The organism is Pseudomonas sp. 32A, from assembly GCF_052682255.1.
Map to the genome: position 1 here is coordinate 910,588 of NZ_JBQYLY010000001.1, position 12,818 is coordinate 923,405.

13 protein-coding genes are annotated in these 12,818 nt (G+C 61.1%); 6 read left to right on the forward strand and 7 right to left on the reverse strand.

Features of this window, described 5'->3' with window-relative positions:
* Window positions 1-41 precede the first annotated feature (41 nt).
* From rnc to tadA, 6 genes are all read left to right on the forward strand, one after another.
* Window positions 42-731 carry a ribonuclease III gene (gene rnc, locus ACUN0G_RS04095; protein ID WP_003210434.1) on the forward strand — a complete coding sequence of 230 codons (690 nt, stop codon included), beginning with the start codon at window positions 42-44 and terminating at the stop codon, window positions 729-731.
* A complete protein-coding gene (gene era / locus ACUN0G_RS04100; protein WP_003210432.1) occupies window positions 724-1,626 on the forward strand; it encodes a GTPase Era in 903 nt (300 codons plus the stop codon). The genes rnc and era overlap by 8 nt, the downstream gene beginning before the upstream one ends.
* Window positions 1,627-1,790: 164 nt before the next feature.
* Window positions 1,791-2,480: a DNA repair protein RecO gene (gene recO, locus ACUN0G_RS04105; protein ID WP_445572745.1), complete on the forward strand. Its 690-nt coding sequence runs from the start codon at window positions 1,791-1,793 to the stop codon at window positions 2,478-2,480.
* Between the two features lie 52 nt (window positions 2,481-2,532).
* Window positions 2,533-3,276: a pyridoxine 5'-phosphate synthase gene (gene pdxJ, locus ACUN0G_RS04110; protein ID WP_003210427.1), complete on the forward strand. Its 744-nt coding sequence runs from the start codon at window positions 2,533-2,535 to the stop codon at window positions 3,274-3,276.
* Window positions 3,277-3,494: 218 nt separating this feature from the next.
* A complete protein-coding gene (locus tag ACUN0G_RS04115; protein ID WP_445572746.1) occupies window positions 3,495-4,877 on the forward strand; it encodes a multicopper oxidase family protein in 1,383 nt (460 codons plus the stop codon).
* Window positions 4,877-5,374 carry a tRNA adenosine(34) deaminase TadA gene (tadA, locus tag ACUN0G_RS04120; protein WP_445572747.1) on the forward strand — a complete coding sequence of 166 codons (498 nt, stop codon included), beginning with the start codon at window positions 4,877-4,879 and terminating at the stop codon, window positions 5,372-5,374. The genes ACUN0G_RS04115 and tadA overlap by 1 nt, the downstream gene beginning before the upstream one ends.
* 116 nt (window positions 5,375-5,490) lie before the next feature.
* On the opposite strand, the gene cmoB is transcribed toward tadA, so the two are convergent.
* The 7 genes from cmoB to ACUN0G_RS04155 all read right to left on the reverse strand — a co-directional run bounded on the left by cmoB (window position 5,491) and on the right by ACUN0G_RS04155 (window position 12,767).
* A complete protein-coding gene (gene cmoB, locus ACUN0G_RS04125; RefSeq protein ID WP_445572748.1) occupies window positions 5,491-6,447 on the reverse strand; it encodes a tRNA 5-methoxyuridine(34)/uridine 5-oxyacetic acid(34) synthase CmoB in 957 nt (318 codons plus the stop codon).
* A complete protein-coding gene (cmoA, locus tag ACUN0G_RS04130) occupies window positions 6,444-7,187 on the reverse strand; it encodes a carboxy-S-adenosyl-L-methionine synthase CmoA (protein ID WP_258343820.1) in 744 nt (247 codons plus the stop codon). The genes cmoB and cmoA overlap by 4 nt, the downstream gene beginning before the upstream one ends.
* 135 nt (window positions 7,188-7,322) lie before the next feature.
* Window positions 7,323-7,751 (reverse strand): hypothetical protein, encoded by a 429-nt coding sequence (locus ACUN0G_RS04135; protein WP_445572749.1) that lies wholly within the window; start codon window positions 7,749-7,751, stop codon window positions 7,323-7,325.
* Window positions 7,752-7,896: 145 nt separating this feature from the next.
* Complete coding sequence (locus tag ACUN0G_RS04140) at window positions 7,897-8,538, reverse strand: lysoplasmalogenase (protein ID WP_445572750.1); 642 nt, start codon at window positions 8,536-8,538, stop codon at window positions 7,897-7,899.
* 1 nt (window position 8,539) lies between these two features.
* On the reverse strand, window positions 8,540-8,932 hold the full coding sequence (locus ACUN0G_RS04145) for a protease inhibitor I42 family protein (protein WP_003210413.1): 393 nt from the start codon (window positions 8,930-8,932) through the stop codon (window positions 8,540-8,542).
* A gap of 202 nt (window positions 8,933-9,134) precedes the next feature.
* Entirely contained in the window at window positions 9,135-11,555 is a 2,421-nt protein-coding gene (gene lon / locus ACUN0G_RS04150; protein WP_258343822.1) for an endopeptidase La, read from the reverse strand.
* Between the two features lie 222 nt (window positions 11,556-11,777).
* Window positions 11,778-12,767 carry a GntR family transcriptional regulator gene (locus tag ACUN0G_RS04155; protein ID WP_421523573.1) on the reverse strand — a complete coding sequence of 330 codons (990 nt, stop codon included), beginning with the start codon at window positions 12,765-12,767 and terminating at the stop codon, window positions 11,778-11,780.
* Window positions 12,768-12,818 lie beyond the last annotated feature (51 nt).

The window sequence follows — 12,818 nt, forward strand, 5'->3', positions numbered from 1 at the left end:
GTCGCAGGCCACCGGTGCCTCGAACTGAATGTGGGTAAACCGTGAGCGTTTCTCTAAGCCGTCTCGAGCGTCAGCTCGGTTACACCTTCAAGGATCAGGAATTGATGATCCTTGCCCTCACACACCGCAGTTTTGCCGGGCGTAACAACGAGCGCCTGGAATTCCTCGGTGATGCCATCCTCAATTTCGTCGCCGGCGAAGCCTTGTTCAATCGCTTCCCGCTGGCCCGCGAAGGTCAGTTGTCGCGCTTGCGTGCGCGCCTGGTGAAAGGCGAGACCCTGGCCGTACTGGCCCGTGGTTTCGACCTGGGCGATTACCTGCGCCTGGGCTCCGGCGAGCTGAAGAGCGGCGGTTTCCGTCGTGAGTCGATCCTGGCCGACGCCCTGGAAGCACTGATTGGCGCGATCTACCTCGATGCGGGCATGGAAGCAGCCAAGGAGCGTGTTGTCGCCTGGCTGTCGACCGAGATCGAAAGCCTGACGCTGGTAGACACCAACAAAGATCCGAAGACCCGCCTGCAGGAATTCCTGCAGTCCCGTGGTTGCGACCTGCCGCGTTACGAAGTGGTGGATATCCAGGGTGAACCGCATTGCCGAGTGTTCTTCGTCGAATGTGAAATCACTTTACTGAATGAAAAAAGCCGAGGTCAGGGTGTGAGCCGTCGTATTGCCGAACAGGTAGCGGCCGCTGCAGCACTGATTGCCCTGGGCGTGGAGAATGGCCATGACTGATTCAACCGCAACTCGCTGTGGCTATGTTGCCATCGTCGGCCGTCCGAACGTGGGCAAGTCCACGTTGCTGAACCACATCCTGGGACAGAAGCTGGCGATCACCTCGCGCAAGCCTCAGACCACCCGCCACAACATGTTGGGCATCAAGACCGAAGGCGCCGTACAGGCAGTCTACGTTGATACCCCGGGCATGCACAAAGGCGGCGAAAAGGCCCTGAACCGCTACATGAACAAAACCGCTTCGGCAGCGTTGAAAGACGTCGACGTGGTGATCTTTGTGGTCGACCGCACGAAGTGGACCGACGAAGACCAGATGGTTCTGGAGCGCGTGCAGTACGTCACCGGCCCGTTGATCGTCGCGTTGAACAAGACCGACCGCATCGAAGACAAGGCCGAACTGATGCCGCACCTGAGCTGGCTGCAGGAACAACTGCCGAACGCCCAGATCATGCCGATCTCGGCCCAGCACGGGCACAACCTCGAAGCTTTGGAGCGTGTGATCGCCGGTTACCTGCCGGAGAACGAGCACTTCTTCCCGGAAGACCAGATCACCGACCGCAGCAGCCGTTTCCTCGCCGCCGAACTGGTACGCGAGAAAATCATGCGCCAGATGGGCGCCGAGCTGCCGTACCAGATCACCGTCGAAATCGAAGAGTTCAAGCAGCAGGGCAAGACCCTGCATATCCACGCGTTGATCCTCGTTGAACGTGACGGCCAGAAGAAAATCATCATTGGCGACAAGGGCGAGCGCATCAAGCGCATCGGCACCGAAGCGCGCAAGGACATGGAGTTGCTGTTTGATTCCAAGATCATGCTCAACCTGTGGGTGAAGGTTAAGGGTGGTTGGTCCGATGATGAGCGTGCGTTGCGTTCGTTGGGTTACGGCGACCTGTAACAGGTCTCCGGAACACCGCAGGACAAATGTGGGAGCGGGCTTGCTCGCGAATGCAGTGGATCAGTCACCAGATGTGTTGACTGACACCCCGCATTCGCGAGCAAGCCCGCTCCCACATTGGATAGTCGTTGTTTTCCAGACCGTGTTCCCGCAGCGAGAACCCAATGTCCCAAACCCCACACACCGGCCAACCCGCCTACGTCTTGCACAGCCGCGCCTACCGCGAGACCAGCGCCTTGGTGGACTTCCTCACGCCTCAAGGCCGGCTGCGCGCGGTCTTGCGCAGCGCCCGTGGCAAAGCCGGCACCCTGGCGCGGCCCTTCGTGGCCCTGGAAGTGGAGTTTCGTGGACGTGGCGAGCTGAAGAACGTCGGCCGCATGGAAGCCGCCGGCGCCTCCAACTGGCTTAACGGTGAGGCGCTGTTCAGTGGCCTCTACCTCAACGAATTGCTGATCCGCCTGCTCCCCGCCGAAGACCCACACCCCGGCGTCTTCGATCACTACGCCGCCACCTTGCTCGCCCTTGCCGAAGGCCGTCCCCTGGAACCGCTGCTGCGCGCATTCGAATGGCGCCTGCTGGATGACTTGGGCTACGGCTTCGAACTGAGCAACGACCTGCACGGCGACCCCATCGCCGCCGACGGCATGTACCGCCTGCAAGTGGACGCAGGCCTGGAGCGGGTCTACCTGCTGCAACCCGGCCTGTTCCAGGGCACTGAGTTGCTGGCCATGAGCGAAGCCGACTGGACCGCCCCCGGCGCCTTGTCTGCCGCCAAGCGCCTGATGCGCCAGGCCCTGGCCGTGCATTTGGGCGGTCGGCCACTGGTCAGCCGCGAGTTGTTTCGAAAGCCCTGACATCCCCGTGTATGCTGTGCAGCGATTCCTTCCCTCTTCAGGAGCGCTTTTCGTGACCACCAGCAATCGCATTCTTCTCGGCGTGAACATCGACCACGTAGCCACCCTGCGCCAGGCTCGGGGCACCCGTTACCCCGACCCGGTCAAGGCCGCGCTGGACGCCGAAGAAGCGGGCGCCGACGGCATCACCGTGCACCTGCGCGAAGACCGCCGCCACATCCAGGAGCGCGACGTGCTGCTGCTCAAGGACGTGCTGCAAACCCGCATGAACTTCGAAATGGGCGTCACCGAAGAAATGATGGCGTTCGCCGAGCGCATCCGCCCGGCGCATATCTGCCTGGTGCCGGAAACCCGCCAGGAACTGACCACCGAAGGCGGCCTCGATGTGGCTGGCCAGGAAGCGCGGATCAAGGCTGCGGTAGAGCGCCTGTCGAAGATCGGCAGCGAAGTCTCGCTGTTCATCGACGCCGACGAGCGCCAGATCGAAGCTTCGCGCCGCGTCGGCGCCCCGGCCATCGAACTGCACACCGGCCGCTACGCCGATGCCACTACGCCGACTGAAGTTGCCGACGAATTGCAGCGCATCATCGACGGCGTCAACTGCGGCCTGGGTGAAGGCCTGATCGTCAACGCCGGCCACGGTCTGCATTACCACAACGTCGAAGCCGTGGCTGCGATCAAGGGTATCAACGAGCTGAACATCGGCCATGCGCTGGTGGCGCATGCGCTGTTCGTCGGCTTCAAAGGCGCCGTCGCCGAGATGAAAGCCTTGATTCTGGCCGCCGCCAAACATTAAAAGAGCACCGAAGATCCAATGTGGGAGCGGGCTTGCTCGCGAAGGCGGCGTGTCAGCCGATGCATGAGTAACAGACCCACCGCTTTCGCGAGCAAGCCCGCTCCCACACAAGCCCGCTCCCACATGTGGCAATGCGAACCCTTACTGTTTAGGTGATGCCGGTGTATGGTATCTGCCCTTTGCGGGTCTAGGACCCGCGGCAGATACGTGAGGTTGTTGTGTCCCAATCGTTTTCCCGTCGACAAATCCTGGGTGGTCTTGCCGGTCTCGCGGTAGTGGGCGTCGGTGCCGGTGGTGCTTACCGCTATTGGCTGGGCAAGGTCGCCGAGGCTGAGGCGGGGCACGATTACGAGTTGATCGCCGCGCCGCTGGATGTGGAGCTGGTACCGGGACACAAGACCGAAGCCTGGGCGTTCGGCCCTTCGGCACCGGGGACCGAGCTGCGGGTGCGCCAGGGTGAATGGCTGCGGGTGCGCTTTATCAACCACCTGCCGGTCGCCACCACCATCCACTGGCATGGCATTCGCCTGCCGCTGGAAATGGACGGCGTGCCGTACGTCTCGCAACTGCCGGTACTGCCGGGCGAATACTTCGACTACAAATTCCGCGTGCCCGATGCCGGCAGCTATTGGTATCACCCCCACGTGAACAGCAGCGAAGAACTGGGCCGTGGCCTGGTGGGCCCGCTGATCATCGAAGAGCGCGAACCCACCGGTTTCAAGCACGAACGCACCCTGAGCCTGAAAAGCTGGCACGTGGACGAAGAGGGCGCCTTTGTGGCCTTCAGCATCCCGCGTGAAGCGGCCCGTGGCGGCACCGCCGGGCGCCTGTCGACCATCAACGGTGTTTCTCAGGCGGTGATCGATCTGCCGGCCGGGCAGATTACCCGCGTGCGCCTGCTCAACCTCGATAACACCCTGACGTATCGCATCAACATCCCCGACGTTGAAGCGCAGATCTATGCCCTGGACGGCAACCCCATCGAACCACGCCCGCTGGGCAAGGAATACTGGCTCGGCCCTGGCATGCGCATCTGCCTGGCGATCAAGGCGCCGGCGGCCGGTGAAGAACTGTCGATCCGCAACGGCCCAGTACGCCTGGGCACCTTCCGCTCGGTGGCCAGCACCGACACGGCGACCGAATGGCCGCCTGCGTTGCCCGCCAACCCGATTGCCGAGCCAGACCTGGCCAATGCCGAGAAACTCAACTTCAATTTCGAATGGGTGGGGTCGGTCTCGGTGAACGTGGACAATGGCAAGCCGCCGAGCCTATGGCAGATCAACGGCCAAGCCTGGGACATCACTGACAAGACCTGCGCCGACCGCCCGATTGCCAAGCTGGAAAAGGGCAAGAGCTACATTTTCGAATTGAAGAACATGACCCAGTACCAACACCCGATCCACCTGCACGGCATGAGTTTCAAGGTCATCGCCTCGAACCGCCACAAGGTAATTCCGTACTTCACCGACACCTACCTGCTGGGCAAGAACGAACGTGCCCGGGTGGCGCTGGTGGCGGATAACCCGGGTGTCTGGATGTTCCACTGCCATGTGATCGACCACATGGAAACCGGCCTGATGGCCGCCATCGAGGTGGCGTGATGCGCCAGTTTCGCCCCACGGCGATTATCGACCGCAGCCGCGACCAGGACTTCATGCGTGAAGCGCTGACCCTGGCGGCCCAGGGCGCCGCGCTGGGGGAAGTGCCGGTGGGCGCGGTGCTGGTACAGGACGGAGAAATCATCGGGCGTGGCTTCAACTGCCCCATCAGCGGCAACGACCCCAGTGCGCATGCCGAGATGGTCGCGATCCGGGCTGCCGCCCAGGCCGTCAGCAATTATCGGCTGCCGGGCAGCACGCTCTACGTCACGCTGGAGCCGTGCAGTATGTGCGCCGGGCTGATCGTGCATTCACGGATTGCCCGGGTGGTGTACGGCGCGCTGGAGCCGAAAGCCGGGATTGTGCAAAGCCAGGGGCAGTTTTTTACCCTGGGCTTTCTCAATCATCGGGTGCTGTATGAAGGCGGGGTGTTGGCCGAGGAGTGCGGGACGGTGTTGAGCGAGTTCTTCAAGGCGCGAAGAGCCAAACCCACAGTTTGATCGCCATATTCCCGTAGCAGCTGTCGAGCCCAAGCGAGGCTGCGTCGGGAGCACCGCGCACTAACAGGGGCCGCCGACGCAGCCTCGCTGGGGCTCGACAGCTGCTACGGGGAGGGTTACTTGCGGGCGACAATCACCGCCCGCATCGGCGCCGGCAGCCCTTCGATGGTCTTGCTGTGATCCTCCGGGTCCAGGAAGTCGCTGAGGGACTGATACTTCATCCACTCCGTGCCGCGCTGTTCCTCGACCGTGGTCACGCTCACGTCCACACAGCGCACATCAGTGAAGCCCGCGCGGCGCAGCCACAGCATCAGCGCCGGTACCGACGGCAGGAACCACACGTTGCGCATCTGCGCGTAACGGTCTTCCGGCACCAGCACCTGCTGCTGATCGCCTTCAACCACCAGCGTCTCCAGCACCAACTCACCGCCCTTGACCAGGCAATCCTTCAGCGCCAGTAAATGCTCGATCGGCGAACGGCGGTGGTAAAACACGCCCATGGAAAATACGGTATCGAAGCCCTCCATATTCGACGGAAGGTCTTCAAACGGGAACGGCAGGTGCCAGGCCTTTGGCTCAGGCAAGTAGCGCTGCACCGCCTGGAACTGGCAGAAGAACAGCCAGTTCGGATCGACGCCAATTACGCTGTCCGCGCCGGCGCCGAGCATGCGCCACATGTAGTAGCCGTTGCCGCAACCCACATCGAGGATGCGCTTGCCCTTGAGATCCAGGTGCGGCGCGACCCGCGACCACTTCCAGTCAGAGCGCCATTCGGTGTCCACGTGCACGCCGAACAGATCAAACGGGCCCTTGCGCCACGGACACAGTCCCATCAGTGCAGTGCGCATTTGCGCACGGGTGTCGTCGTCGCAGTCGGTGTCGAGCACCAGGCCATTGAGCAGGTCGATGTCGCTGGGCATGATCTTAGGCAGTGCATCCAGCGCGCTCTGCCAGCGCTCCAGGTCGCCATGACCTTTTTCCATCTTCGCATCGAGTTGCGCTTGCAGGCCCTGGGCCCAAACGGCCAGGGGAGTGCCGACCAGATGGCGGGCGAGGGGAGACAGATCAATCATGGCAAGGCAATCAACGAGGCAAAGTTAAGACACTGGAACCACGGCACGACTTTCGAGAACCCGGCCGCCAGCAGGCGTTCTCGGTGTTCTTCGAGGCTGTCGGGCTTCATGACGTTTTCGATGGCGCTGCGCTTCTGGGCGATTTCCAGTTCGCTGTAGCCGTTGGCGCGCTTGAAGGCGATGTGCAAATCGGTGAGCAGCGTGTGTTCTTCAGGATCATTGAAGCGCAGCTTTTCCGAAAGGATCAGCGCGCCGCCCGGCAGCAGCGATTGGCGAATGCGCGAGAGCAACGCCTGGCGTTGTTCGGGGGCGATAAATTGCAGGGTGAAGTTCAGCGCCACCACCGAAGCCGGCTGGAATTGCAGCGCGAGGATATCGCCCTCGATCACCTCCACCGGCAGCAACTCCTGGAACATCGAGTCCTGGCCGTTGAGGTATTCGCGGCAACGCTCAACCATCGCCGCCGAGTTATCCACCGCGATCACCCGGCAACCGTCGGTGCGCACGTGACGGCGCAGGGCCTGGGTCACCGCGCCGAGGGATGAACCGAGGTCGTAGAGCACGCTATTGGGCTGGGCAAACTGCGCCGCGAGTACGCCAAGGTTCTCGACGATGGTCGGGTAACCGGGCACCGAACGCTTGATCATGTCCGGGAAAACCCGCACCACGTCTTCGTTGAAGGCGAAGTCCGGCACCTGGGGCAGGGGCTGGGCGAATAGGCGATCGGGTTCTTTGCTCACGGCTGTTCCGGCGAGGGGGGAAAGGCCGGTATTTTAGCCCACACGTCACCGGGTGAAACAAGGTTTTACCGGGTTGAGTCGGATTTCCGGCTGGCTTGCGTCGCACGCTCATGTAATGGCGGGCAAACCAGTTGGTTATTTTTGCGGAGGGTAAATGTCATAGGTGCATTCGAAGTGTACTTTGGAGTCAAAGTTTTGCGAGTCATAACCCTCGAGTGTGACCGCACCTTTGAAATGTTGATTAATACGGTCGAAATCAATCTGCAGCACTGCGCTTGTCACTTCGTAGTTTTGTTGTAAAAGCTCTGAATATAGCTGGATATATTCGATAGCCTGTTCCCCAGGATAGTGATGTTCTCCGTTTTCTATATCGCTTGGAACCTGAAGAAAGAAGTTAAAGATCGGACCTGGCGGGTTATGTTGTATCGAATTTATTCCGATGGAGATCCCGTTGTCGATAGCGCTAAAAGTGTCGGGTAAAAAGTCATAAGTCACTTTCCCGGTCATCACGCCGGAGGCAGAGGTCGTTATTGGGGTTATTTTTTCAACGGTGGGCTTATTCATGATCAGCTTCTCTGGTGGGGGCTGAACATAAAATAAATAGGATCTTAGGGGGCGACAACTGTCAAAAATGACAGTTCGTTAGATGCGTTGGCGATAAAACGGGAGTTTTTAACAAGCCCGCGCTTTGATCTCTCCGACCAAGTATTCAGGCTTGACGAGTGTGCTGGGAAAACGCAGAAGCTGTAATCCCCCACTGCCCCAGCCAATAACTGACGATCAGCAAATACGGCGCCGCTTCAAACGAAACTACAAACCGATTGATGCCAATCAGCGTGTCGGAAAATACAAACGATACTGCGCCCGCTGCCGCCAGGTACGCTGAGCGCTTGGGTACATCGCTACCCAATCGTGCCAGCGCTCGCCACAGCATCGCGCTGATCACCAGTGCATAAACCACCACCGGCACCAGCAATGGGCCCAGGCCATGGGAAATCAGGATGCTCAGCAAGATCGCACCCACCACCAGCGCCAACACCAGCGGCAAAATGGCCTGGCGGCGGCAGTCGCTCAAGTAGGCTTTCAGGTACGCCAGGTGCGCGAACAAAAATGCCCCCAGGCCGAAGATGAACAAGTCGCCGGGCCAGGCCAGCAGTACATCGCCCACCAGGGAAAAAATCAGCCCCAGGCTGATCCAGCGTCGATAGTCGGTAGGCGGCGCATCATGCAGCCAGCCCAGCAGCGCCAGTACCGGCAATGGCTTGACCAACAGGCAGAGCAGGGCTGCGTGGGTGCTCAGGCCGTAGATAAAGGTTACCGCCCCCATCAACGCAAGGATCATCCATGGCATATCAGTTCACCGTAATGGCGCAGTCGAAGGTTTCGGCCGGTTCTGCTTCCGGCTCCCAGGGTTGTTGTGAGGTGAGGCGCAAACGGCCCTGGCCGGCGTTGAAGGCCTGGAAGCGCCAAGTGGATTGACCGCCACTGCCGACCACGCCGGTGTCGTCGGTGTTGCTGTAGACCTCGGGGCTCAGGCTGCGCAGCACGCCGCCGGCGGAATCCTGGATGGCCCAGCGGTAACCGGTGGTGGGATTGCTGGGCAGGGTCAGGATCAGGTTCTGCCCGGTCTTGAGCTGCAGTGGGCAGGCGCTCTGTTTTTCCACGGTGACGTTTTGCTTCGGCGCACTGGCGCAGGCGGCGAGCAGGCAAAGGCTCAGGGGGAGAAGCAGGCGGGCAGCGGTCATGGGGGCTCCGTTGTTTGGCGACGAAGGGCGAGCATAACCGAAGATGAGACAAGGTGTGACAAGCGAGGAAGTTGTGTTGATAGGACGGGCCCCATCGCGGGCAAGCCCGCTCCCACATTTGACCGCGTTGTCATTAACAACACCGATCCCTGTGGGAGCCGGGCTTGCCCGCGATGGCGTCAGTCCCTGCACTACATAACTATCAGAACAGCACCTTCGCCACATCCGCAAAGCGCTTGGCAAAGTGCACCGTCATCCCTTCCTTCAGGTACTCCGGCAGTTCCTCAAAGCTCCCCCGGTTAGGCTCCGGCAAGATCAGTTCGTGAATCTTCTGGCGCCGCGCCGCAATCACCTTCTCGCGTACCCCGCCAATCGGCAGCACATGCCCGGTCAATGTCAGCTCACCGGTCATCGCCACGCCTTTTTTCGGCGGCTGGTTACGTGCCAGCGACAGCAACGCGCTGGCCATGGTCACACCCGCGCTGGGGCCATCTTTTGGCGTGGCACCTTCCGGCACGTGCAGGTGCACGAAGGCTTCGTCGAAGAATTTCGGGTCACCGCCAAACGACTTCAGGTTGGAGCTGATGTAGCTGTAGGCAATCTCGGCCGATTCCTTCATCACGTCACCCAGTTGCCCGGTGAGTTTGAAGCCACGGTTCAGTGTGTGAATGCGCGTCGCCTCGATCGGCAGGGTCGCGCCGCCCATGCTGGTCCAGGCCAGGCCGGTGATCACACCGGTGCCCGACAGCACTTGCTCGTTACGGAACACCGGCATCCCAAGAGAGGTTTCCAGGTCCTTGTTGCCGATCTTGATCACAGAGTCCGGCTCATCCAGCAGCTTGACCACTGCCTTGCGCACCAGTTTGCCCAGCTGCTTCTCCAGCTGGCGCACCCCGGCTTCGCGAGCGTAGCCATCGATCAGGGCGCGCAGGGCGCCGTCGCTGATGGACAGGCTGTTTTTCGACACACCGGCTTTTTCCAGCTGCTTGGGCCACAGGTGACGCTTGGCAATCGCGACCTTTTCTTCGGTGATGTAGCCCGACAGACGAATCACTTCCATGCGGTCCAGCAAGGGGCCGGGGATCGAGTCCAGGGTGTTGGCGGTGCACACGAACAGCACTTTGGACAGGTCCAGGCGCAGGTCCAGGTAGTGGTCGAGGAATTCGACGTTCTGTTCCGGGTCGAGGGTTTCGAGCAGCGCCGAGGCAGGGTCGCCCTGGTAGCTCTGGCCCATCTTGTCGATCTCGTCGAGCATGATCACCGGGTTCATCACTTCCACATCTTTGAGGGCTTGCACCAGCTTGCCCGGCATCGCGCCGATGTAGGTGCGGCGATGGCCCTTGATCTCGGCCTCGTCGCGCATGCCGCCGACGCTGAAGCGGTAGAACGGGCGGCCCAAGGATTCGGCAATCGATTTGCCGACACTGGTCTTGCCCACACCCGGCGGGCCCACCAGCAACACGATGGAACCGGCGACTTCGCCTTTATAGGCGCCCACCGCAAGGAATTCGAGGATGCGACTCTTGATGTCGTCCAGGCCGGCGTGGTGCTTGTCGAGCACTTTGCGGGCGTGTTTCAGGTCGAGTTTGTCCTCGCCATACACGCCCCATGGCACCGAGGTGGCCCAGTCCAGGTAGTTGCGGGTGACCGCGTACTCCGGCGAACCGGTTTCGAGGATCGACAGCTTGTTCATTTCTTCGCTGATGCGTTTCTGCGCCTGGGCCGGCAGCACCTTGTCCACCAGGCGTTGTTCGAACTGCTCGACATCGGCGCTGCGATCGTCCTTGGTCAGCCCCAGTTCCTGCTGGATGACCTTGAGTTGTTCCTTGAGGAAGAACTCGCGCTGGTGCTCGCCGATCTTGCGGTTCACTTCGGCGGAGATTTCTTTTTGCAGGCGCGCGACTTCGACTTCCTTGCGCAGCATCGGCAAGACTTTTTCCATGCGCTTGAGCATGGGCACGCAGTCCAGCACTTGCTGCAGCTCATTGCCGGTGGCCGAGGTGAGGGCGGCGGCGAAGTCGGTCAGGGGCGACGGATCGTTGGGGCTGAAGCGGTTGAGGTAGTTCTTCAGCTCTTCGCTGTACAGCGGGTTGAGTGGCAGCAGTTCCTTGATCGCATTGATCAGCGCCATGCCGTAGGCCTTGACCTCATCGGTCGGCTGGGTCGGCTGGTGCGGGTATTCGACTTCCACCAGGTACGGTGGGCGGTGGTGCTTGAGCCAGGTCTTGATCCGCACGCGGGTCAGGCCCTGGGCGACGAATTGCAGCTTGCCGTTTTCGCGACTGGCGTGATGCACCTTCACCAGGGTGCCGTACAGCGGCAGGCTGGAGGTGTCGAAGTGACGCGGATCTTCGGGTGGGGTTTCCATGAAGAACAGGGCCAGGGAGTGGTGGTCGGATTTGCTCACCAGCTCCAGGGTTTCGGCCCACGGCTCTTCATTGACGATCACCGGCAACACTTGCGCCGGGAAGAACGGCCGATTGTGGATCGGGATGATGTAGACCTTGTCGGGCAGGTTTTGCCCTGGCAGGGCCAGGCCAGTGTTGGCGGAAGTGTGTTCAGCGTTTTCCGGGTCGGCGTAGTCGTTGAGGTCGATGTCCGGGAATTCTTGCTGGTCGCTCATGGGGCACCTGCATAAGGAAGTATGCAGGTTAGATGGGGCAGGTCGGCCGTGGTTTCAATGGGTGGGGTGAGATAGCAACATATTGCACAATATTTTCAAAAGCGCCGCTGAACAACTGTGGGAGCGGGCTTGCTCGCGAATGCGGCGCATCAGTCACAGATGCATTGACTGACAGAGCGCATTCGCGAGCAAGCCCGCTCCCACATTTTCGATTGCATTTCGTCAACTGAGTTTGTGCAAGTAGGCCGGTAGAGGTTGTTCGGGCAGCACCGACAGCACCTTCAAACGCTGCAACATCCGCTGCCGGGCCCGTTGCAGGTGCTCGCGCAGGTTCAGTGCGGCGGCGTCGAAGGCGCCATGCAGCAACAGCTCCAGGATCAACCGGTGCTCGGCCAGCATCGCCGGATCGGCACCAATCCCCAGCAAGCGGTAGAAAATCCGGCTGATGATCATCGGGCTCTGGCCCTGGCGGATCAGCGCGGCGATCTTGCGGTTTTGCAGGCCCGCCAGGCAGTGCTGGTGCAGGTCTTCCTCGATCTGCTCGATGTCCTCCAGGCTGCAGTGGGCGCTCTCTTGCGCATCAAGCACCCGCTGCAACATGGCTTGCAGCAGGTCGCGGTCGAGGTTCGGCGCGCTTTGGCGCAGGGCTTCCGGCTCCAGGCAGGCGCGCAGTTCGTAGTCTTCGGTGACTTCCCGGGCGGTCAGTGGCCCAGCCAGCCATTGGGAATAGGGTTCCTTTTCCACCAGGCCACGGTCTCGCAGGCGCATCAGCGCTTCACGCACCACCGCACGGCTGACGTTGTAGTGCTCGGCGGCGGCTTGTTCATCGAGGCGGTAATGCCCGAAGGCGATGCAGGTCGAGAGCGCTGCGCCGATTTCCTCGACGATCCGCTCCCCCAGTGGCCGGGTGTCCACCAATTCATCTTCACCGTTGAGGCCCAGGTGCGCATGGCTCAGGGGCAGGCGCAGCGGCTCCATGTCCAGGCCGTCGGGGTTGATCAGGTAACCCCGGCCATCGAAGCGGCAGATTAACCCTTCGTCATGCAACAGGTTCAGGGCTTTGCGCACCGGCACCCGGCTGGTGCCGAACAGCTCGGCCAGCGGCGCTTCCAGCAACACCAGGCCATGGCGGGCGGTGCCGTGGGTGATGGCGTCGCGCAAAACCTGGTGAATCATCGCGTAACGGGAAGCCGAGGCTGACACTGCTTTCATCGGGTTCTCTGGAGCAAACGGGTCGGTGGCCGGGGATTCTCTCATAGTTGC